This window comes from Pseudomonas phoenicis (genome assembly GCF_047302395.1).
In the GTDB taxonomy this organism is placed as follows: Bacteria; Pseudomonadota; Gammaproteobacteria; order Pseudomonadales; family Pseudomonadaceae; genus Aquipseudomonas.
On sequence record NZ_CP154852.1, the window covers coordinates 325,443 to 346,417 of the forward strand.

General features: G+C 63.7%; 18 protein-coding genes and 1 tRNA gene. 4 read left to right on the top strand and 15 right to left on the bottom strand.

From position 1 onward, the window contains the following. Positions 1 to 64 precede the first annotated feature (64 nt). From AA0Z93_RS01645 to AA0Z93_RS01685, 9 genes are all read right to left on the bottom strand, one after another. Positions 65 to 1,555 (bottom strand): aldehyde dehydrogenase, encoded by a 1,491-nt coding sequence (locus tag AA0Z93_RS01645; RefSeq protein WP_413046683.1) that lies wholly within the window; start codon positions 1,553 to 1,555, stop codon positions 65 to 67. Between the two features lie 12 nt (positions 1,556 to 1,567). After that, positions 1,568 to 2,461: a dihydrodipicolinate synthase family protein gene (locus AA0Z93_RS01650; RefSeq protein WP_413046682.1), complete on the bottom strand. Its 894-nt coding sequence runs from the start codon at positions 2,459 to 2,461 to the stop codon at positions 1,568 to 1,570. A 75-nt stretch (positions 2,462 to 2,536) separates the two neighbouring features. After that, positions 2,537 to 3,865 carry an MFS transporter gene (locus AA0Z93_RS01655; protein ID WP_413046681.1) on the bottom strand — a complete coding sequence of 443 codons (1,329 nt, stop codon included), beginning with the start codon at positions 3,863 to 3,865 and terminating at the stop codon, positions 2,537 to 2,539. Positions 3,866 to 4,006: 141 nt separating this feature from the next. Next, positions 4,007 to 5,326, bottom strand: a complete 1,320-nt coding sequence (locus AA0Z93_RS01660) for an NAD(P)/FAD-dependent oxidoreductase (RefSeq protein ID WP_413048370.1) — start codon at positions 5,324 to 5,326, stop codon at positions 4,007 to 4,009. Between the two features lie 60 nt (positions 5,327 to 5,386). Beyond that, positions 5,387 to 6,331 carry a GlxA family transcriptional regulator gene (locus AA0Z93_RS01665; RefSeq protein ID WP_413046680.1) on the bottom strand — a complete coding sequence of 315 codons (945 nt, stop codon included), beginning with the start codon at positions 6,329 to 6,331 and terminating at the stop codon, positions 5,387 to 5,389. A gap of 321 nt (positions 6,332 to 6,652) precedes the next feature. Continuing rightward, a complete protein-coding gene (gene dddP / locus AA0Z93_RS01670; protein WP_413046679.1) occupies positions 6,653 to 7,996 on the bottom strand; it encodes a dimethylsulfonioproprionate lyase DddP in 1,344 nt (447 codons plus the stop codon). 294 nt (positions 7,997 to 8,290) lie between these two features. Then, positions 8,291 to 9,316: a glycine betaine/L-proline ABC transporter substrate-binding protein ProX gene (gene proX / locus AA0Z93_RS01675; protein WP_413046678.1), complete on the bottom strand. Its 1,026-nt coding sequence runs from the start codon at positions 9,314 to 9,316 to the stop codon at positions 8,291 to 8,293. 51 nt (positions 9,317 to 9,367) lie between these two features. Then, positions 9,368 to 10,327, bottom strand: a complete 960-nt coding sequence (proW, locus tag AA0Z93_RS01680) for a glycine betaine/L-proline ABC transporter permease ProW (RefSeq protein ID WP_413046677.1) — start codon at positions 10,325 to 10,327, stop codon at positions 9,368 to 9,370. Between the two features lie 67 nt (positions 10,328 to 10,394). Then, positions 10,395 to 11,549 carry a quaternary amine ABC transporter ATP-binding protein gene (locus AA0Z93_RS01685; protein WP_413046676.1) on the bottom strand — a complete coding sequence of 385 codons (1,155 nt, stop codon included), beginning with the start codon at positions 11,547 to 11,549 and terminating at the stop codon, positions 10,395 to 10,397. A gap of 341 nt (positions 11,550 to 11,890) precedes the next feature. Between AA0Z93_RS01685 and AA0Z93_RS01690 the strand changes: the two genes are divergently transcribed. After that, positions 11,891 to 12,859: a LysR family transcriptional regulator gene (locus AA0Z93_RS01690; protein WP_413046675.1), complete on the top strand. Its 969-nt coding sequence runs from the start codon at positions 11,891 to 11,893 to the stop codon at positions 12,857 to 12,859. 233 nt (positions 12,860 to 13,092) lie between these two features. Here AA0Z93_RS01690 and AA0Z93_RS01695 read toward each other — a convergent pair. After that, positions 13,093 to 13,182 (bottom strand) — tRNA-Ser (locus tag AA0Z93_RS01695). Positions 13,183 to 13,461: 279 nt separating this feature from the next. Between AA0Z93_RS01695 and AA0Z93_RS01700 the strand changes: the two genes are divergently transcribed. Both AA0Z93_RS01700 and AA0Z93_RS01705 read left to right on the top strand, forming a co-directional pair. Beyond that, positions 13,462 to 14,151 carry a crotonase/enoyl-CoA hydratase family protein gene (locus AA0Z93_RS01700; RefSeq protein ID WP_413046674.1) on the top strand — a complete coding sequence of 230 codons (690 nt, stop codon included), beginning with the start codon at positions 13,462 to 13,464 and terminating at the stop codon, positions 14,149 to 14,151. 56 nt (positions 14,152 to 14,207) lie between these two features. Then, entirely contained in the window at positions 14,208 to 15,179 is a 972-nt protein-coding gene (locus AA0Z93_RS01705) for a magnesium and cobalt transport protein CorA (protein ID WP_413046673.1), read from the top strand. A 19-nt stretch (positions 15,180 to 15,198) separates the two neighbouring features. Here the strand turns inward: AA0Z93_RS01705 and AA0Z93_RS01710 are convergent, their stop codons facing one another. Beyond that, positions 15,199 to 15,960: an amidotransferase gene (locus tag AA0Z93_RS01710; protein WP_413046672.1), complete on the bottom strand. Its 762-nt coding sequence runs from the start codon at positions 15,958 to 15,960 to the stop codon at positions 15,199 to 15,201. 519 nt (positions 15,961 to 16,479) lie between these two features. Between AA0Z93_RS01710 and AA0Z93_RS01715 the strand changes: the two genes are divergently transcribed. Then, entirely contained in the window at positions 16,480 to 17,280 is an 801-nt protein-coding gene (locus tag AA0Z93_RS01715) for a c-type cytochrome (RefSeq protein ID WP_413046671.1), read from the top strand. 42 nt (positions 17,281 to 17,322) lie between these two features. Here the strand turns inward: AA0Z93_RS01715 and AA0Z93_RS01720 are convergent, their stop codons facing one another. The 4 genes from AA0Z93_RS01720 to AA0Z93_RS01735 all read right to left on the bottom strand — a co-directional run bounded on the left by AA0Z93_RS01720 (position 17,323) and on the right by AA0Z93_RS01735 (position 20,751). After that, positions 17,323 to 17,655, bottom strand: a complete 333-nt coding sequence (locus tag AA0Z93_RS01720; protein ID WP_413046670.1) for a ribonuclease E inhibitor RraB — start codon at positions 17,653 to 17,655, stop codon at positions 17,323 to 17,325. A 176-nt stretch (positions 17,656 to 17,831) separates the two neighbouring features. Continuing rightward, a complete protein-coding gene (locus AA0Z93_RS01725) occupies positions 17,832 to 18,068 on the bottom strand; it encodes a hypothetical protein (protein ID WP_413046669.1) in 237 nt (78 codons plus the stop codon). 111 nt (positions 18,069 to 18,179) lie between these two features. Further along, positions 18,180 to 20,258: an LTA synthase family protein gene (locus AA0Z93_RS01730; RefSeq protein ID WP_413046668.1), complete on the bottom strand. Its 2,079-nt coding sequence runs from the start codon at positions 20,256 to 20,258 to the stop codon at positions 18,180 to 18,182. 301 nt (positions 20,259 to 20,559) lie between these two features. Continuing rightward, on the bottom strand, positions 20,560 to 20,751 hold the full coding sequence (locus tag AA0Z93_RS01735; RefSeq protein WP_296264459.1) for a PLD nuclease N-terminal domain-containing protein: 192 nt from the start codon (positions 20,749 to 20,751) through the stop codon (positions 20,560 to 20,562). Between the last annotated feature and the right edge of the window lie 224 nt (positions 20,752 to 20,975).

Here is a 20,975-nt window from a genome sequence, read left to right on the forward strand (position 1 = left end):
TTGCGTGGAAGCGGGGGCCGCGAGCGGGTGCCTGACCCGTCAGAGTCGCACCGGTAGTGCTTGGTTACGACGCATTGATCCAGATGGTCTTGAGCTCCGTGTACTGGTCATGCGCCCAGATCGACTTGTCGCGCCCGCCGAAGCCCGACTCTTTATAGCCGCCGAACGGCGTGCTCACGTCGCCCTCGCCGAAGCAGTTCACCGTCACCACGCCGGCGCGGATCTCGCGCGACAGGCGCAGCGCGTTGCGCAGGCTGCCGGTATAGGCCGAGGCCGCCAGGCCGTAGACCGTGTCGTTGGCCAGCTCGATGGCTTCGTCGATGGTTTCGAAGCTGGTCACGCTCAACACCGGCCCGAAGATTTCCTCGACGAACAGTTTGCTGTCGCGGGTCACGCCATCGACGATGGTCGGCTGCACGCGCAGGCCCTCTTCGGTCTGCCCGCCCTGCACCACGTTAAGCTTGTGCTCGGCGGCGTAGTCCAGGTACGACTTGACCTTCTCGAAGTGCGACTTGCTGACCATCGCACCGAGGCGGTTGTCCGGGTCCAGCGGGTCGCCCAGCTTCCAGTCCTTCAAGTGCTCGCCCATCAGGCGCAGCAGCTCGTCCTTCACGTCCTTGTGCACGATCAGCCGCGAAGAAGCCGAGCAGTTCTCGCCCATGTTCCAGAATGCGCCGGCGGTGACGAATTCGGCGACTTCGTTGAGGTCTTCGCAGTCGTTCATCACCACCGCAGGGTTCTTGCCCCCCAGCTCCAGGACGATGCGCTTGAGGTTCGACTCGGCCGCATATTTGAGGAACAGGCGCCCGGTGTCGGTGGAGCCGGTGAAGCTCACCATCGGGATGTCCATGTGCCGGCCGATGGCCTCGCCCACTTCGCGACCACCGCCGGGCACCAGGTTGAACACGCCCGGCGGAATGCCGGCTTCATGGGCCAGTTCGACCACGCGTAGCGCGCTCAAGGTGGTTTCCTTGGCCGGTTTGACCACGATCGAGCAACCGGCGGCCAGCGACGGGGCGATCTTCCAGGCCAGCATCAGCAGCGGGAAGTTCCACGGCAGGACCAGGCCGACCACGCCGATGGCTTCGCGCACGACCATGGTCACGGCGGCGTTGCCGGTGGGCGCGGTGGCGTCGTAGATCTTGTCGATCAGCTCGGCGTGCCAGCGAATCGTGTGGATGGTTTCCGGCACGTCGACGTTCTGGCACTCGCTGACCGGCTTGCCGCTGTCCAGCGCTTCGAGCACGGCCAGTTCGTGGGCGTGGTCTTCGAGCAACTGGGCGAACTTCTGCAACACGTGCTTGCGGTCGTTGGGCTGCATCTTCGACCAGGTGCCGGCCTCGAACACGCGTTTGGCCGCGGCCACGGCGAGGTCGACGTCCTGCACGTCGCAGGCGGCGATTTCGGCCAGCTGCTGGCCGGTGGCCGGATTGGTGGTGACGAAGGTGCGGCCGGAGACGGCATCGCGGAATTCACCGTCGATGAACGCCTGGGTGCGCAGTTGCAGGTCGGCGGCGATGGCCGCGTATTGATCCTTGCTGAGCAATTCGGTCATGTTCGAGCCTCCTTATTTGATGGCGGCGATGGTGGCTTTCAGTTCGCCGACCACGCCCTTGAGGGTCTCTTTCTCGGCGTCGTCGAGGTCGTACAGCGGCTTGCGCAGGCCACCGGTCTTCAGGCCGTTGAGGGCCACGCCGTGCTTGATCGACTGGACGAACTTGCCACCTTCGAGGAAGTCCATCAGCGGCATCATGGCGGCCATGATCTTGCGGCCCTTGTCGAAGTCCTTCTCGATCACGCAGGCCTCGTACAGCGCCACATGCTCGCGCGGAATGAAGTTGGAGCCGGCGCAGACCCAGCTCTTGGCGCCCCAGGCGAAGAATTCCAGGGCCTGGTCGTCCCAGCCGCAGGACAGTTGGATGTGCGGGCGGTGGATGGCCAAGCGGTGCAGCTGCGCCATGTCACCGGAGCTTTCCTTGATCGCGACGATGTTCTTCACATCGCTCACGGCGTCGAAGAATTCCTCGCCCATGCTCACGCTCATGCGGCCGGGGTAGTTGTAGAGCATGATCGGCAGATCGGCGGCGGCGTCGACCGCTTTGACGTGCAGGGCGATTTCCTGCTGGGTCGGCAGCGCGTACGGCGGGGTGCCGACCAGCAGCGCGTCGGCTTTGATTTCGCGAGCGTGTTCGGCGAAGGCCACCGCGTCTTCGGTGCGGATGCCGCCCGTACCGACGATCAGCGGCAGGCGGCCGTTGAGCACGTCCTTGGCCTGGGCGGCCAGGTCGATGCGCTCTTGCAGGGTGTGGGCGTAGTACTCGCCCGTGGAACCGCCGATGATCACGCCATGGATCTTCGACTCGACCAGGTACTCGAGCACCTCGGCGAAGGCCGCCTTGTCGATGGCGCCGTCAGCGGTCAGTGGGGTGATGGCCGGGGTATAGATGCCTTCGAATTTCACGATGGATTCTCCAGGGGTGTGTTCAATGCAATGAAGGTCGCGGCACACCGATGCCGCGACCCGGGGTGGTTGTCGTCAGGCCAGCGAGGCGGCCTGTTGCAGGTTCATCGAGCGGGTTTCCGGGGCCAGGAAGAACGAGAACGCCAGGCCTACGAAGGTCACCGCCGCCGCGGCATACATGGTTGCGCCGATGCCATAGGTGTCCAGGGCCATGGGCACCAGCCAGGTGCCGACCGCCGCGCCGATGCGCGACATCGAAGTGCCGACGCCTACGGCGCCCGCGCGGATTTCCGTGGGGAACAGTTCGTTGGGGTAGACCAGTTGCAGCACTTGGGCGCCGCCGATGAACAGCGCGTAGGCACCGAACAACGCCAGGATGAGCATTTCCGAACCGCTGCTGAAAGCGCCCAGGCCCAGCAGCGCCAGCCCCGACCAGAAAAAGCTGTGCAGTAGTGTGGTGCGCCGCCCGAGGGTGTTGAGCAGGCGCGTGGCGACGATGCAGCCGACCACGAACAGGCAGGTGATGGCCACCGAGCCGATCGACGCCCAGTCGCCCTTGAGGTTGAGCGCGCCCAGCACCTTGGGGGCGAAGGCATACACGGCGAACACGGGGATCACCGAGCAGGTCCAGAACATGGTCACGAACAGCATGCGTTTGCCATAGCCCGAGTGCAGCAGGCTGAGGAACGACAGCGTGCGGGTCTTAGGCTCTTCGGGCAGGTTGCGCAGGGAAAAGTCCTTGCCGTACACCTGCTGGATCACCTGCTCGGCCTCGGCGTCGCGACCCTTGCTGAGCAGCCAGCGCGGCGACTCCGGGGTGCCCATGCGCAACACGAACAGCACGGCGCCCACCACGGCGGCACTGGCCAGCACCAGGCGCCATGCGTCATCGCCACCGAATTTGAGCAGCGCTTCGCCCACCATGTAGGCCACGGCGGCCCCCGCGAACCACAGCACGGTCAGCGTCGCCAGGCGCGGGCCGCGGTTCTTCTTGGGCAGGAACTCGACCAGCAGCGAAGTCGCCACCGGATACTCGATGCCCACCGCGATGCCGATGACCAGGCGCAGGAGGAACAGCGCCAGGGCCGACTCGACCCAGAACTGCGCCACCGAAGACAGAATGAACAGGATCGGACCGACGAAGAACACGCGCTTGCGGCCGAAACGGTCGGTCAACCAACCGCCGACGAAGCCGCCGAAGAAGATACCTATCAGCGCCGAAGCGGCGATCATGCCCTGCCAGAAGTTGCTCAGGCCCAACCCGACCGCCATCTGCGCCATGGCCACGCCGATGATGCTCAGCACGTAACCGTCGACGAACGAGCCACCGCCCGAGCGCGCCGTCAGCAGTTGGTGGAAGCGGTTGATGGGTACGTCTTCAATCGATACGTTCAAGCTTGTCATTCTTATACCTGAAGTTGCTTTTTGAATGTGTGTGGTACAAGGCCTGGCACGTCAGGCCGCAGGGCTCGTAGGCCTCTTGCCGTTGCGGCCGGCCCGCATGGACCGGCCTGCAAAGGTCGTGGCCATGGCCGCGCTCGACGCTCAGCCTTCCAGGCCGGCGCGGTACTGGCCCCACTTGAGGTTGAGGTTCACGCCCACACCCACCAGTGGGCGTGGCGGGTTGGCGCTGGGGCCTGCGGCGCGCAGGACGAAATCGATCAAGTCCGATTGCTGCCCCGCCAGCCAATCGGCCATCAACTTGCCGGTGGCGGTGCCACGGGTGACGCCCAGCCCGTTGCAGCACAGCGCGCCGTACACGTTGCGCCGCAACTCGCCGAAGAAGCCCTGGTGGTTGCGCGACATCGCCAGCGCACCGCCCCAGGTGTATTCGAACGGCAGCCCGGCCAGCATCGGGAAGCGTCGTTCGAAGGCGTCGCGGTGGCGCGGGCCGAAGCGATCCAGGTACTTCTGCTTGGCACGGCCGTCAGGGTTGAAGCTGAAGCTGTTGCGAATCAGGATGCGGTTGTCCGGGGTACGGCGCACGGTGGTGCCGAACGGGTCGGCGGGGATCACGCCCCAGTACGGCGCGCCGCCGAGGCGGGCCTGCTCGGCCTCGTCCAGCGGGCGGGTCAGGCTGGCGTAGGTGAACACCGGCAGCATGCGGCCCTTGAGGAAACCGAAGCTCATGCCGAAGGCATTGTTGGTCAGGATGACTTTGTCGGCCGTGATCGAACCGCCGGCGTGCTTGAGGACGGTCTTGTCGCCGTACTCGACGTCGGTGATGGCCGTATTCTCGTACAGCGTGACGTTGGCCGGCAGGCAGTCGGCCAGGCCCTTGACCAGCGCCGACGGCTGGATCAGCGACGTGCCGGGGGTGAACAGCGCCTGGCGATAGAAGCGTGTGCCGATCTTGCCGGCCAGCGCCTCGGCACCGAGCATTTCGTAGGGCTGGTCGAGCTTGTCCAGGCCGCGCCGATAGGCGTCGAGCACGGCGATGCCGCGCGGCTCGACCGCCGCCTGGTACTTGCCGCAATGCTTCATCTGGCAGTCGATGTCGAACTGCTCGACCAGTGCCTTGAGGTAGCTCTGGCCGGTGACGTTCAGGCGCATCACGGTTTTCGCCGTGGCGATGTCGCCGATGTAGTCTTCGGCGCCGATGTCATGGGGCAGGTCGATGGCGAAACCTGCGTTGCGGCCGGAGGTGCCATAGCCCACCTCCTGGGCGTCGAGCAGCACGATCGAATCGCTGGGGAAATGCTCGGCCAATTGGCGTGCCGCGGCCAGGCCCGTGTAGCCCGCACCGACGATGACCCAACGGGCGTGGCCATGCCCGGCATGGGCCGGTTTGACCACACGGCCTTTGCTCAATTGATACCAACCGCAGGTGCCGTCATCGGCAGGCAAACAGGAGACTTTCACTATTGTTATGTCCTATCTAGATCGATTCGTCTTGAACCGCGCGAACGGCGCTGGGCGCCTCGTTCAAACCGCGCTGTTGTTCCAGCCATCCTGGCGACGTTCTTGCGAGGGCGGATGTCCGAACAACGCCCGGTAATTCCTGCTGAAGTGGCTGGGCGAGACGAAACCGCAGGCCAGCGCGACATCGACGACACGATGCCCGGAGTGCTGCAATAAACGCCGCGCCTCGGTAATACGAACTTCGAAGTAATATTTCTGCGGGGTCGTACCCAGTTGTTCTTTGAACAGGCGTTGAATCTGCCGGGTGGACAATCCCACGCACTGCGCAAGTTGCCGCAACTCGAGCGGTTCCTCGACGTTGCTTTCCATCAACTTGAGCACTTCGCGGGTGGCGCGGCACAACGGCTTGTTGCCCAGGCTGGCGCGCCGACGAAAACGGCAAGCGTCGTAATCGAGGGTGTCCACCACCGCGCCCGACAAGGCGGCGCCCTGGGCCTGGCCCAACCACTTGAGCATCATCTGCAAAGCGCCGAGGGGCGTGGCGGCGGTGTAGCGGTCGCGGTCGACCACCACCGGCTCCAGGCTGACCCGCGCACGCGGCACGCGTTCGGCCAGGGCGGTGCGTTGTTCGGGGTGGATGGCGCAGCCGTAGCCATCGAGCAGGCCCGCCTCGCCCAGGTGCCAGGCCCCGTTGCACAACCCGCCCAGGGTAATGGGCAGGGCGCCGAGCTTGTGCAGCAGCGCGCTCACGCCCTTGGGCAGGCTGCGCGGCGTACGCAGGCCGCCACAGACGACCATCAGGTCGAGCCCGCGCAGGCGCACCTCGGTCAGCGGCATGCTCGGGCGGATGGGAATGGCCAGGTCGCTGGTGACCTCGGCGTCGTTGACGCTGAAGGTATGCACGCGGACACTGCCGGCGGCGATGGAGTTGGCGGTGGAGAGCACTTCCAGCGCCTGCGAAAAACACGTAAGGGAAAAGTTGTCCAACAACAGAAAACCAACTTGCACGGCCGTCTGCGCAGGTACCGAATGGGGGATGTATTTTAAATTCCGCGCAGCCAAGGGCGCGCAGAATACGCGTGAATTATTATTGATCATGCTGCCACCACCGGTTTGGCGACGCGCCGTGTTACTTGACGTCGACACCTGCTTTTATTGTAACGGCGCCCTGAGCGCCGCGACCGACTTACTTAGCAATCTAAAGTTTCGTCGGCGTGCGGTCCAACAACATTTAAAAGCGCGTTTGGATAACATGCGGTTATCCGTCATCGGCCGCTGGCATGGCGCAAATGCCGTGCGCAGGCATTGCCACGACGTCTTGGCAGCACCTCATTGCAGGAAACTGCTTTCGAACGGATAGCGGGTCAGCACTTCACAGCCGTTTTCCGTGACCAGCAATTGCTCTTCGAGCTTGATGCCGTCGCGCCCGCCGACCTCTCCCACATAAGCCTCGACGCACAGCGCCATGCCGGCTTGCAGCTCACCGTCGTAGCCATGGCTGGCGATGTCTTCCGGGTAGCGGACGCAGGGGTACTCGTCGCACAGGCCCACGCCGTGGAAGATCACGCCATAGCGCTGCGCCCGACAGGATTCGGGCAGTCGATGCGCACGTGCGGTCAGTTCGGCAAAGCTCACACCGGGTCTGACCAACCCCAGGTTGTGCTGCAGGTGTTCGTGGGCGATGCGGTACAGCCGCTTCTGCTCGGCGCTCGGCGCCAGGCCGCCACAGATCCAACTGCGCGACATGTCCACGCACATGCCGTAGGCGCCGATCAGGTCGGTGTCGAACGACAGCAGGTCGCCGTCATCGATGACCCGCGGCCCCGACTCCTGGAACCAGGGATTGGTGCGCGGCCCGGAACTGAGCAGGCGGGTTTCGATCCACTCGCCGCCACGCCGGATGTTTTCGGCATGCAACACCGACCAGACATCGTTTTCGGTCATGCCTGCGCGCAGGGTGCGCTGCATCACCGCCACCGACGCCTCGCAGGCGGCGATGGCGCAACGCATGGCCTTGATCTCGTCCGGCCCCTTGATGGCACGGGCGAACTCCATCACCGCCTGGCCGTCGGCCAGGGCGACGCCCAGGGCATCCATGGCGCGCACGCCGGCCAGCTCCATGCGGTCCACGGCAAGCCGCCGGTTCGCGCCGCCATGGGTGCGCAACACGTCGTCCACCTGGGCGCAGAAACGCCGGGCATGCTCGTCGCTGCGCGAGCCGGTTTCGAAATAGAAGAACGAAGCGCCGCTGCGCAGTTCGCTCACCAGCGGCAGGTGGGCGCTCAGGTGGTCGCAGCCATGGAAATCCCATAGCACCACATGCCCTGACGCGGCCACGAAGCAAGCCCGCGCCGGATTGTGCGTGGTCCACAGCTGCATGTTGGTGGTGTCGGTGGCATAGCGGATGTTGAGCGGATCGAACAGCAGCACGCCGGCAAGATCGCGGGCGACCAGTTGCTGCTTGATGCGCTCCAGGCGATGGCTGCGCATCGTGGCCAGGTGGGGCGGTTCGAGGCCGAGCTGTCGCCATTCTTCGAAGGCCAGGGCCGTGGGGCCGATCTCGGTGCGGTCGTTGCACGCCGGCGTGCCGTCGGGCTTGAGCGCGGTATGCCCAGGTTTGCTGGGATCGATGCGGGGCGGGGGCGTGAATCGGGGTGCGGTCGGAGAGGTCATGGGTACTGTCCCATCGAGGCTGGAACTGTGGTCAGGGATGCCGCGGTCTAGGCTTTGTACGAAAAGTGCCTGCGCGACGATCATGCTGCGTTGAAAACAGGCCGGAAGGCCGGCCCCGTCGGAATGCTCATTTGCAACCAGCAAACTCCGCTTCCTCGCCTGTTTTTGCGGGGCCGCCATCGGCCTTGCCTGATCGCCGCTCGGCGACTTTTCGTACAAAGCCTAGGGGATGGGCACGCCGACGGCGGGCAAGACGGCATTGCCGCCCTGCCCGCCTCCATCATTCGCGCCGACTCAGTTGCTCGCCTTGGCTGCGGTGCGCGACTCGTCGAGCCAGGTGTCGAACTGCTGGCGGTGCGCCGCGATCCAGTCCTTGGCGTGCTTCTCGATGTCGGCCGGTTTCTTCTCGCCTGCCTGCATCTTCAGGTTCTGCGCACTCTCGTCGGCGGTGCTGATCTGCATGACCGAGAGGAACTTGAGGGCTGCGGGGTTTTCTTCGGCGAATTCCTTGTTGAGCACGGCCTTGACCTGGTCGACGGCGAAACCGAGGTTCTTGCCCTGGTACATCGTGTCGACGTCGTTGTTGCCGTCCGGAAGGTCGGTTTTCGGCACTTCCAACCACACCACGTCCTTGCCCTCGACCAGCACCGTGGCGATCCATTGCGGCACCCAGGTGAAGTAGAGGATCGGCTTGCCTTCCTTGTAGCGGGTGATGGTGTCGGCCATCAGCGCGAAGTAGGAGCCTTGGTTGACCTTGACGCTGTTCTGCAGGCCGTAGGCCTTCATGTGGTGGTCGATGATCAGCTCGCAGCCCCAGCCCGGGTTGCAGCCGGTCATGTCGGCCTTGCCGTCGCCATCGGTGTCGAACAGCTTGGCGATTTCCGGCTTCTTCAGGTCGTTGAGGTTGGTGATGTGGTAGGCGTCGGCGGTCTTCTTGTCGATCAGGTAGCCCTGCAACACGCCCGGCATGATCGAACCGGTCTTGACCATGGCGCTGTCGCCACCGGCCTGCTGGTAGAACTTGTCGTGCAGCTTGTCCCACAGGTGCACGGTGAAGTCGGCATCGCCGTTGGCCAGGGCCATCATCATCACGCCGTATTCGGTTTCCTTGGGCTCCTGAACGCGATAGCCCAGTTCGCGCAGACCCTCCATGGCGATCTCGCCGCGGAAGCGCTCTTCGGCGATCGAAGGGAAGATCGGCGTCACCTTGACGCCTTCACCGGGTTGCTGCGGCGAAGCCTGGCTGCACAGGGCGGTGGCGGCCAGGGACACGGCGGCCACGCATTTCAGGACACTGCGGGAGAACAGAGGTTGGAACATGGTCACGTACCTTATTGTGGAGGGTGGCGTTCGACGGCATGTAGCAGGGTCTCAATGCACCGCTGGGTTGCGCGGCGCGGGGGCTTGCGAAAGACGGGTCACGCGCAGGAACAGCCCGACGGGGCCGGTGTGGTACCAGCGGCGGCTGAGGTCGGCCGCCGAGCGGGCGCCCATGGCCTGGGTCAGGCGATCGAGGAAGATGGCCAGCAGCACCAGCCCCACCCCGCCCACGGTGGCCAGGCCCATGTCCAGACGACCGATGCCGCGCAGCACCATCTGGCCCAGGCCGCCGACCGAGATCATCGAGGCGATCACCACCATCGACAGCGACAGCATCAGCGTCTGGTTGAGGCCGGCCATGATGGTCGGGGTGGCCAGCGGCAGTTGCACACGCATCAGCATCTGCCGGGGGGTGCAGCCGAAGGCGCGGGCGGCTTCGATCTTGTCTTCCGGCACCTGGCGGATGCCGAGGTTGGTCAGGCGCACCAGCGGCGGCAGGGCGAAGACGATGGTCACCAGCACCCCCGGGACGTTGCCGATGCCGAACAGCATCACCACCGGCACCAGGTAGACGAAGGCCGGCAGGGTCTGCATGGCGTCGAGCACCGGGCGCAGGACCTGCTCCAGGCGCGGGTGGCGGGCGCTGAGGATGCCCAGCGGAATGCCGATCAGGGCGCAGAAGAACACCGAGGTCAACACCAGCGACAGGGTGGTCATGGCATCGGCCCAGACACCGATCATGCCGAGCAGGGTCAGGGTGACGAAGCACAGCAGCGCCATGCGCTTGCCGGCCAGTTGCCAGCCGAGCAGCGTGCACAAGAGAATGCCGATGGTCGGCGGAATGCTGTGCAGCATCAGGTCGATGCCGTTGAGCACCTGGTCGATGGGCCAGCGAATGGCACGGAACACTTCGCGGAAATGGCTGACCAGGAAGTTGAGGGTGGTTTGCACCCAATCGCCCAGGGGAATGGTGAAGGCCTGGAACGGGTCAAGCAGGCTGAACTCGGACATGGGAATTGCCTCTTCTCAGCGTCGCGGCCTGGCTGAGGCCTGCGCGCGACGGTCGCCGCCGGTGGGATCAGTGACGGCTCAGGGTCTGTAACAGCTGGTTCTTCGACAGCGTGCCTTTGAACGCGCCATCACGGTCCAGCACCGGCACCGGGTACGGCAGGTGGGCTGCGATGTCGAGCACCTCGTGCAGGGGCGTGTCGAGGTACACCGGTTGCTGCTCGTGCAGGTTCAGGTAGGCCTGCTGCCCTGCCCCGGCGCGATCGACCACCCCGACCAAGCGGTCGTGCTCGCCCAGTACGTAGCCATAGTCGATGCCGTCGGCCAATTGCGGCAGCTTGCCGTTGGCGCGACAGGTGATCTGCGGCTCCAGCCGTGCGACGTCACCGGCCTTGAGCACCCGCGAACTGTCGAAGCCCTTGAAGAAGGTGCGCACGTAGTCGTTGGCCGGCTGGCTGATGAGCTCCTGCGGCGTGCCGATCTGCACCACGCGCCCGCCTTCCATGATGGCGATGCGATGACCGATGCGGATCGCTTCCTCGATGTCGTGGGAAATGAAGATGATGGTGCGCTTCTGCTCGGCCTGCAGACGGATCAGCTCGCCCTGCATTTCGCTGCGGATCAACGGGTCGAGGGCCGAGAAGGCTTCGTCCATGAGCAGGATCGAGGGATCGTTGGCCAAGGCGCGCGCCAGGCCCACCCGCTGCTGCATGCCGCCGGACAATTGGTGCGGGAAACAGTGGTCCTGCCCGGCCAAACCCACCTGGGCCAGCGCCTCGCGCGCCCGGCGGTGCCGTTCGGCTTCGCTGACGCCGGAGATCTCCAGACCGAACGCGGTGTTTTCCAGCACGCTCATGTGCGGCATCAGGGCGAAGGACTGGAACACCATGCCCATCTCCTTGCGGCGCACGTCCAGCAACGCTTTGTCCGAAAGGCCGGTGATTTCCTGGCCATTGAGAAAGATGCTGCCGGACGTGGGTTCGATCAGGCGATTGAACAACCGCACCATGGTCGATTTGCCGGAGCCGGACAGGCCCATGATGACGAAGATCTCACCGCGTTTGACCGAGAAGTTGGCGTCCAGTACACCCGCCACCTGGCCGGTCTTCTCGAACACGTCTTTCTTGCTCGAACCGCCTTTGAGCATGTTCATGGCGAGCGTGGTATTGGCGCCGAAGATCTTGTAGATGTTCTTTACTGAGATGATTTCATCTGGACTGCTCATGGCGTCCTCCTGAACTTACGCACTCGGGTCAACGGAATGGGTTAACGGAATGCGGCACGGGGTGTGCTGGCAAGACGGATGGGCAGTACGGGAAAGACGACTGTTCGCATGGGAGGACGATCCTGTTGTTATTGTTGTTCGGCCTCTATGGGCCTGTGTCTAAAATCTATAAGTATCCTCGGCACGGCACCAACAACATTTCCGAGGCGAGATGGATAACCTGAGGTTATTTCAAACGACTCGAACGACTTACTTACTGCGTTCGCGACTTCAACTGTAGTGGCGATGGGAAGCGCTGAGTTACGCTCAGGCACTTTCGTCGACCTCCCAAGGAATGCGGTATGGCCAGCAAGACTACCGATCCGGATACGCTGTTACTGCGTATGCCTTCGCTGCGGGCGGTCAAGGCCTTCGTCGCAGCGGCCAAGTACAGCAGCTTCACCCGCGCCGCCGAGGCCTTGTGCGTTTCCCAAGCGGCCATCAGTCGGCAGATCCGCGAGTTGGAAATCTTTCTCGACGCGCCCTTGTTCATGCGTACCGGGCGCGCGGTGACGCTGACCACCGCCGGGGCGATCTTCTTCGAAGCCGCACAGCTGTCGTTCGTCAACATCGCCCAGGCGGCCGACCGCATCCGCAATGCGCCTTTGCAAAAGCACGTGCTGACGCTGTGCTGCTCGCCAGCCTTCTCCGCGCTGTGGCTGTCGCAGCAACTGCCCGCGTTCAGGGCGCAGCACCCGGACATCGAGCTCAACCTGGTGACCACACAGAACTTCGTCAACATGGAGCCGGGGGTCATCCCCGACATCATCATTTCCAAGTTCGCCAAAGGCACCAGTGGCTACAAGACCTACCCGCTGTGCCACGACATCATCTACCCGGTGTGCTCGCCCGGCTTTCTCCAGGAGCACCCCGACATCGCTGAGCTCCACGCGCTGCGCGAATCGACCCTGCTCGACCTGAGCCCCGTAGGCCGTTCCGGCGTGGCCGAGCATGTCGACTGGGGCGTCTGGCTGGCCTTTCAAAACGTCGACATCGACGAACGCGCCAGCACCAGCCCACCGCTGTTCCATGCCAACGACTACAACCTGATCGTCAGCATGGCGCTGACCGGCCAAGGGGTGGCGCTGGGTTGGGACCAACTGGTCAACGGTCTGGTGGACAAGGGCCTGCTGGTACGCCCGGTGCAGCAGCAAGTGACCTTGCGCAACAGCCGGCACTACCTGGCCTGCCGTGAAGACACCGATTACGACGATGCCTGCATGCGGGTGCGCGACTGGGTGCTGTCGAAGTTCGCCCGCAGCAAGGGCTGAGGCGCAGGGTCGAGCAGCGGCGTCCTTCGTTTCTGCCCGCCGGATGGATCGTGGCCGACGGTATCCTTTTGACGCTCGAGCGATCGGAGGGAACGTCTGACGTACCAGGCCTCAGGAGGAACGCTCGGAACCGCCCAGGCAGTCGCGCTCCGCTGAGGCCGATCCGGCCGAACGCCAGACGACAAAAAGCCCCTGGAACCTTGAAGGCTGCAGGGGCTTCTCGTTTACGAATGTGGCGGTGAAGAAGGGATTTGAACCCTTGATACGATTTCTCGTATACACACTTTCCAGGCGTGCTCCTTCGACCACTCGGACACTTCACCGTTTTCCCTTCAAGCCATTCAGCCTGTCGAGGCGCGCTAATTTAGTGGAAGGCTTTACCTTTGGCAAGTTTTTTTTCAGATTTTTCATGTGCTTAAGCCTATGCCCTGTGCAGAGGGCAATGCTGCCAATCCCACCGCCGGTTTTTCCGGTGTGCCCGCCCTCGATCAATGCCCGGCGCAGTTGCGCCAGCGACCATGACCGCCCGGTCAACCTTGGCGCTTTACCTGCCCGCCCCCGCTGGTTAACGTCGGAGCCCCGCCACCCTCGAGAACGCCCCCATGAGCGAGTTGATCACCTACCACAGCGAAGACGGCATCGCTTTGCTGACCTTGAGCAATGGCAAGGTCAACGCCTTTTCGCCCGACCTCATCGCCACCTTCAACAGCCTGCTCGACCGCGCCGAGGCCGAGCGCGCGGTAGTGGTCGTCACCGGTCAGCCCGGCATCCTGTCCGGCGGCTACGACCTCAAGGTGATGACTGCCGGGCCGCAGCAGGCCGTCGACCTGGTCAGCGCAGGCTCCGCACTGACCCGGCGCCTGCTCGCCCACCCCTTCCCGGTCGTGGTCGCCTGCCCAGGCAACGCAGTGGCCAAGGGCGCCTTCCTGCTGCTGGCCGGCGACTACCGCTTCGGCGTCGAAGGCCCGTACAAGGTGTGCCTGAACGAAGTGCAGATCGGCATGACCATGCACCACGCCGGCATCGAGCTGGCCCGTGACCGGCTCGGCCGTGCCGCCTTCCAGCGTGCGGTGATCAACGCCGAGGTGTTCGACCCGCAAGGCGCCATGCACGCCGGATTCCTCGACCGCGTGGTGCCGGCCGCTCAGTTGCTGGACAGCGCGTTCGACAAAGCGCGCGAGTTGAAAAAACTGAACATGCTCGCCCACAAGAACACCAAGTTGAAAGTACGCAAAGGTCTGCTGGACGCGCTGGATGCCGCCATCGCCCTCGACCGGGCGCACCTGGGCTGAGCACAGGCCGCAGGCGCGGCCAGCAGGCCGTTGATTCACCGGAGAAGCACGCAATCATGGGTCGAGTCGTCGCCGCGGCGGTGTATAACGCCGGCAGGAAAGTCACTGATATCAACATCGACGAAGGCGGCAAGTGGGCGCAAAAGCCTGGGCACTTCGTCTGGATCGGTCTGGAAGAACCCAGTGCGCAAGTCCTCGAAACCTTGCAGGGGCAGTTCGACCTGCACGAACTGGCCATCGAGGACGCGCTGGAAAAGCACAGCCGTCCCAAGCTCGAGACGTTCGGTGACGCGCTGTTCATCGTCACCTACTCGCCGATACTGGAAAACGGCGAACTGGTGTTCATCGAAACGCACATTTTCGCCGGCACCGGCTACGTGATCACCTGCCGCAATGGCGATTCGCAGTCCTATGCCCAGGTGCGGCAAAAGTGCGAGGCGCGCCCGCTGTTGCTCGAGCACGGGGAAGACTTCGTGCTATACGCGCTGCTGGATTTCGTCACCGAAAACTACCAGCCGGTCAGCGAGGCCATCCACGAAGAGATCCAGGACCTGGAATGCAACGTGCTGACCAAAGCCTTGCAGGAGTGCGACATCCAGCGCCTGCACCGCCTGCGCCGCGAAGTCCTGCGCATGCGCCGCTATGTGGCGCCCATGGTGGAGATCAGCGAAGAGTTGCAACGCCTCAACTTTCCCTTCATCGACAAGCAGATGCGGCCTTACTTCCGTGACGTGCAGATCCATGTCACTCGACAGATGGAAGACCTCACCACCATCGGTGAGCTGGCCACCCAGACCATCGAGGTGGGCATGTGGCTGGAGTCTTCGCGGCAAAGCGTCACGCAACGCAAATTCGCCGCCTGGGCGGCGATCCTGGCGTTTCCGACGGCGGTGGCGGGCATCTACGGGATGAACTTCAAGAACATGCCGGAACTGAGCTGGCACTACGGCTATTATGCCGTGCTGGGCGTGATCGGCTTGGGCTGCGTGGGGCTGTACACCAGCTTCAAGCGCTCGGGGTGGCTCTGACCCCGAGGCGCCGTTCGGCTCAAGAATCGCCGGCGCAGAGCTTGCCGGTGGCCGTGTTCGATGACTTGTCGGGCGCATGGCCGACGAACCTGAGCATCCATTCGCCGACCAAGTCACCTTGGTGTGCCGTGGCCAGGCTGGCGACGGCGCGCGCGTAGACTTCGTCGCCCAGGTGCTCCTGGCGTGCGTCCAGCAGGGCACGCGAGTAGTCGTTGACGAACTCCGGGTGGCCCTGGAAACACAGGACCTGATCGCCGATGCAGTAGGCGGCGTTTGGGCAGAAGTCGCTCGAGGCGATGAGCGTCGCGCCCTTGGGCAACTCGGTGACCTGGTCCTGGTGGCTGATGAGCAAGGTCAGCTCGGTCGTTTCGGCGCCCATCCATGGCGCATGCGCAGCCAAGCGGTAGCGGTGCGTACCGACGCCCCAGCCCTGATTGGCGCGTTCGGCCTTGCCGCCCAGGGTCAGGGCTAACAACTGGTGGCCGAAGCACACGCCCAGCAACTTCTCGCCGCGGGCATAGAGTTTGAGCAGATAGGCTTTCAGCGTTGCGATCCAGGGATCGTCGGCGAACGAATCGGCTTTGCTGCCGGTCACGAGATAAGCGTCGAACGTCTCGCCATCGTCGGGATAATGACCGTTCATCACGTTGAAGACGCGAAATTGCGCAGCGATGGTCTGACGCTGGAAGAGCTGTTCGAACATCCTGCCGTAACCCTGGTACTGCGCCGCCAATTCAGGTCGCAGAACATCGGTTTCAAGGATGCAGATGCGTAACGACATGGCAGTAGTCCCGAACGACAAAAAAGAATGAAGGGCGTAGAGCCTGACGCGAAAGACACGTACAAGCAAGTAGGCGGGACTGACGAACGGGCATGCCGCTGCGCCTATCGACGAAATGCGCGACAACTGTCTAGCCTGCGCACTCCAGAGCTTCCCAGACGGTCGGCATAACGCAAAGCGATTAAAAACCCTGCAAGTAGAACAAAGGGGTCTCTGAAATGCACAAAGTTCGCCCTACTGTTGGTTATGCACCCCCGCCACAGGCTCGCCAGCCAAGGATGACGACGTCTGGCAACGCGCAGCGTTCTGCTTTGCCAGATTCGATTTCAGGAATAACAACAAGAAGGCAGTCCGTTATGTTCCGACACGCCAAGTTGCGCCAAGCTGGTCTCATCGTATTCGCCACAACCCTGCTATTGATCCTGCCGAACATGACGCGCCTGTTCGGCTGAGCTCAGGCATGGCGCCCCACGCGTCACGCGGTTAACCTGCCAGCCTCGTTCGGTTGGAGTGACACGCATGCGCCGTTGGCTGGCAGTGGGATGGTTAGCGCTTTGCTTGCCCGTTGGGGCTGCCGAGCTGGTCCTGGAAGCAGATCAGCACACGCGGCGATGGAACACCGCACAGCTGCTGGCGCACCCGCTGGCGCGCAGCATCGACATCCCTGCCGACGTTTCCTATAAACGGGCCATGCGCTACCGCGCCGTGCCCCTCGCCACCCTGCTTGAAGGCATCCGCGAAAACGACCACCTGCAAGCCGTGGCGGCGGACGGCTTCGCTGCCGAGATGCCTGCCGCGCCTTTGTTGCAGGCAGGCCCTGCCCAGGCCTGGCTGGCCATCGAAGACCCTGCCCGGCCCTGGCCGCCACTGGCCGCCGGAAAACCCAGCGCCGGCCCTTTCTACGTGGTCTGGACCCACCCGCAAGCCAGCGGGATCCGCCCCGAACAGTGGCCGTTCCAAGTCGGCCACCTGCGGCGCCTGGCCGCCGTCGAACAGCGCTTCCCGCAGATGCTGCCGGACCCTGCCCTGCCCGACGACGCCCCCGAACGCACCGGCTTCGCCCTGTTCCAGCAGAACTGCATGGCGTGCCACCGTCTGAACGGCGGCGGCGATGCCCAGGTCGGCCCCGATCTGAACCTGCCGCACAACCCGACCGAATACTTCCAGGACGGCTGGCTGCGCCGGCTCATCCGCAACCCGCAAGCCATGCGCCAATGGCCGCAAGGCAAGATGCCGGGGTTCGACGAGTCGGTGCTGGACGATCGGGCGCTGGATGCGTTGCTGGCCTACCTGAAGCACATGGCCGGCCGCAAACCTTGAGAAAAGCCGCCGGGCCGCACGGCCCGGAAGCCATGACGCGCGTCAGGCGGTCATGCGTTCCTGGCGCACGCCCCACCCTTTGCTCTCGCCGCCCAATGGCGAGATGACGCGCTCGAAGGTCTCTTCGAAGTCGCCGATACCGACGTAGGTGGCGTACATCACTTTGCTCAGTTGCAGATGCCAGGCGCCTTCTTCCAATTCGCTCAACTGGGCGTTGGTCGATTCGCCGCTAAAAGCGCCGGCGGCGCGCCGGGCGCAGGCTTCGCTGGGGAAGGTGGCGTAGAACTCGATGGGGTGGATGCGGGTGAAGTCGAAACCGCCTTCTTTCATCTGGCGCAGTACGGTGCTGCTGATGTCGTCGTCGTGGCTCATCATGAAACGTCCTCCTGCGGTGCAATGGATAGACTTTTCGTGCGTGGGGCACAGGCCCTGGTGCATGTGGAGCGGATGCAAGACGTCGCGAGGGATCGAAACGAGAGAGGCGCCTGGGACAGCCGGTGCCTGACAGGCAGCGTAGTGCCGATCAGGTCACTACGCTAGCGTGCGTACAGCTAAGGATGCTCGACGATCTCGGCGATGGTCACGCCGCTGTGCTCTTTCAGCCAGCGGGCAGTGGGAGAAACGCTTCGATCCTGGAAATCGTTGAGGTCCAGCTCATCCATGACCGGGAACAACGACGAACGGATCGCCCGTGCTGCCTCTTCCTCACCGGGCGGTTGATCGGCGGTGAGCTGCAGCGTGGTCAGTTCGCCCTTCTGATCCGCAAAGATGATGTCCCACTTCTTCATCAAATAGCCCTCTGGGAGTCAAAGGCAGCGGTCGCTGCCTGTTTAAGTGACCTTGACGCTCGGGTATTTGTTCATTCGGCATGCTGGGGCCATGTCGGCCCCAGCATCGCTTCACTTGGGCGTTGCGTGCTCCGCACCGGCGGTGTTGTCGAGCAAGCTTTGGGTGGCCGTCTGGATGTAGGCCTCGAGGGTCTTGAGCAATAGCGGTTGGTCAGCGCTTTCGATCCGCTCGGCCTTGAACTCGCGGCCCAACTGGTAGCGATACAGGCGCGGCGACATCTCCTTGGACTCGATCAGAATGCGGTCGCCACTGACCAGGCCGACCACCTGCTCGCTACCGGACGGTTTGATGATGCCCATGCCCGGATCGCCTTCCGGCAGGTTCAGCAGGTCACGCCCCCAGCACTGGTGACGCGTCTGCCCGCCCAACCGGCCCATGATGGTCGGTACGATATCGACCTGGGTACCCACGGTATGGTCGACCTTGCCGAACTTCTCCTGGATGCCGGGCGCGATCAGCAGCAAAGGTACGTTGAAGCGACCCAGATCGAACTCGGTGACCTGTTGCTGGTTGCCAAAACCGTGGTCGCCGACGATGACGAACAGGGTTTCCTTGAAGTACGGCGACTTGCGCGCCTTCTCGAAGAACTGGCCCAGCGCCCAGTCGGAATAGCGCATGGCCGTCAGGTGTTCGTCGAGGTGACCCTGGCCTGTGACGGGTTGTACCGGCAAGTCTTTGGGCAGCGCATAGGGGGTGTGGTTGGACAGCGTCTGCAGCAACGCATAGAACGGTTTCTTGCCGTCGCGCCGGGCCAGTTCCTGCGCACCACGGTCGAACATGTCCTGGTCGGACACGCCCCAGGTGGGGTCGGAGAAGATCGGATCGACGAAGTCGTTACGGCCGATGAAGGTGGTCATGCCCTGGTTGGCGAAGAAACCGGACTGGTTGTCCCAGGCGAAATCACCGTTGTACACGTACACATCGTCGAAATCGCGGGCGCTGAGCAAGGCCGGCAGGCCCGACAGCTTGTGACCGCCTTCCGGAGTCTGCATCAGGTATTCGAAGCCCGGCAGGTTAGGGAAGCAGGCCATGGTGGCGAACATGCCCTGGTGGGTATGGGTGCCGTTGGAGAAGAAGCGATCGAACAGCAGCCCTTCCTGGGCCAACTTGTCGAAGTACGGGGTGATGTTGCTCGGGCTGCCCAAGGCGCCCACCGAATGGCCGGCGAAGCTCTCCATGAGAATCACCACGACGTTCTTGATCGGCAGCGTGTTGGCCTGCGGCGGCACGAAATCGCGGCGGATGGCGGCCTCGTCGGCATCGACCAGGGTGTCGTGGGCGGTCAGCATCTGCTCGCGCACGCTCTGCAAGGCGACTTGTGGATCGAGCGTGGCCTTCCAGATGTTGGCGCGGTCCTCGCCGAAGCGGCTCTTGGCGGCATCGATCAGGGTCAGCGTGCCGTTGAGGCCCAACTGGTTCACGAAGTTCGAATCGGTGGTGTAGGCATCGCCCCAGCGCATCGGCGGGCCTTGGCGCAGGGTGCCGCGCGCGGCTACGACCGCCACCAGCAGGATCACCATGAACACCGCCAGACGGTTGTACCACGGGGTGGGACGGACAAAGGTCGCGGCCGTGTCGGCACTGCCCTGCCCTCGCGTGAGGCGGTCGATGCCCTTGAACAGCAGGCTCAGCAGCCAGGTGCCGAACAGCCAGGCCAGCAGGTAGCGCACCACGGGGAAGCCGTACCAGAGCATGCTGAGGACGGTCTTCGGGTCTTCCTTGACGTACTGGAACACCAGACCGTTCAGGCGCTGGTGAAACTCGCGGTAGAAGTCCATCTCCATCAGGCCGAGGAACATCACCAGGCTCGAGGTCAGCGTCAGCCACACGCGGAAGAACCCGCGCCGGGCCATGGCCCAGGTGCTCAAGGTCGCCAGCAGCAGCGGCACGCTGAGGTAGACCACCACGCGCAAGTCGAAGCGCAGGCCGTTGAGGAAACCTTCGGCGACGGTGGCATAGGGCGTGTCGCCGATCATGTCGCTGTTGTAGAGCAGCAGTGCCAGGCGCACCAGGCTCAGCATCAGCATGATCACCAGTGCGCAGAGCACGGTGTAGGCCAGATGGCGTTTGACGGTAGGGGTGAAGGGAGCGCGCGCGCCCTTTTGCTTCAAGGCATCGGGATAAGCCATGAACGGAAAGGTCCTGAAAGTGCGAGGTTGCGGAAAGGCCCAAAGGCCGATGACCACCAGCCACGATTGCTGGCGCAAAGCCGAGGCGGCATTGTGCGGCGCGGATTTTCATTAATCCAGTGTGAAAATTGTGTCACGTTGGCGCGCAGTGCCTGGCCGGGGGGCTGCGCAGGGTTTCGCTGGGCGCTGCCCCCCTCCATGCAAAACGGGGCCCGGCACGTGACCCGTCATGTGACGGGCACGCGCCGAGCCCCGCTTCGTCGACCGCCCGGCGTGTGCCTTGCGGTCTATCGCCCTGGGATCAGATTCGCGCGTTGCCGCGCGGCCCAGCGATGGCCCAGATGATCAGGCCCACCACCGGCAGGAACAGGATCAGCAGGATCCACAACACCTTGGCGACGCCCGAGGCGCCGCTGCGGATGACGTTGATGATCGCCCAGATGTCCAAGGCCAGAATGATCAGGCCAATCAGCCCGTTGAATGTCGAACCCATGTCACTGCTCCTGCATAGAAAGATCGGAAGGTCAGGCGCCGCGACCGTCTCGACTGCGTGCCTCACTGGGTACGACCACGCGCCGCAGCGGATGTCCCAAATGCGCTTCGCTTGAGTCCCATCGAGCCTTGATTCGACGCTGTGCCGCCCTGCTGCGCGGTGTTATGGACGCCTGTGAAGGGAATCCTTGGTGGGTGGCGTGGGTCCATCGGTAGGCTCTGTGT

Bases quoted from the DNA above. Each gene is read 5' to 3' on its own strand.
- dddP (WP_413046679.1), bottom strand. From the start codon at position 7,996: ATGACCTCTCCGACCGCACCCCGATTCACGCCCCCGCCCCGCATCGAT.
- AA0Z93_RS01710 (WP_413046672.1), bottom strand. From the start codon at position 15,960: ATGTCGTTACGCATCTGCATCCTTGAAACCGATGTTCTGCGACCTGAA.
- AA0Z93_RS01735 (WP_296264459.1), bottom strand. From the start codon at position 20,751: ATGGGTTCGACATTCAACGGGCTGATTGGCCTGATCATTCTGGCCTTG.
- AA0Z93_RS01730 (WP_413046668.1), bottom strand. From the start codon at position 20,258: ATGGCTTATCCCGATGCCTTGAAGCAAAAGGGCGCGCGCGCTCCCTTC.
- AA0Z93_RS01720 (WP_413046670.1), bottom strand. From the start codon at position 17,655: ATGATGAGCCACGACGACGACATCAGCAGCACCGTACTGCGCCAGATG.
- AA0Z93_RS01690 (WP_413046675.1), top strand. From the start codon at position 11,891: ATGGCCAGCAAGACTACCGATCCGGATACGCTGTTACTGCGTATGCCT.
- AA0Z93_RS01685 (WP_413046676.1), bottom strand. From the start codon at position 11,549: ATGAGCAGTCCAGATGAAATCATCTCAGTAAAGAACATCTACAAGATC.
- AA0Z93_RS01725 (WP_413046669.1), bottom strand. From the start codon at position 18,068: ATGAAGAAGTGGGACATCATCTTTGCGGATCAGAAGGGCGAACTGACC.
- proX (WP_413046678.1), bottom strand. From the start codon at position 9,316: ATGTTCCAACCTCTGTTCTCCCGCAGTGTCCTGAAATGCGTGGCCGCC.
- AA0Z93_RS01700 (WP_413046674.1), top strand. From the start codon at position 13,462: ATGAGCGAGTTGATCACCTACCACAGCGAAGACGGCATCGCTTTGCTG.
- AA0Z93_RS01705 (WP_413046673.1), top strand. From the start codon at position 14,208: ATGGGTCGAGTCGTCGCCGCGGCGGTGTATAACGCCGGCAGGAAAGTC.
- AA0Z93_RS01655 (WP_413046681.1), bottom strand. From the start codon at position 3,865: ATGACAAGCTTGAACGTATCGATTGAAGACGTACCCATCAACCGCTTC.
- AA0Z93_RS01715 (WP_413046671.1), top strand. From the start codon at position 16,480: ATGCGCCGTTGGCTGGCAGTGGGATGGTTAGCGCTTTGCTTGCCCGTT.
- AA0Z93_RS01645 (WP_413046683.1), bottom strand. From the start codon at position 1,555: ATGACCGAATTGCTCAGCAAGGATCAATACGCGGCCATCGCCGCCGAC.
- proW (WP_413046677.1), bottom strand. From the start codon at position 10,327: ATGTCCGAGTTCAGCCTGCTTGACCCGTTCCAGGCCTTCACCATTCCC.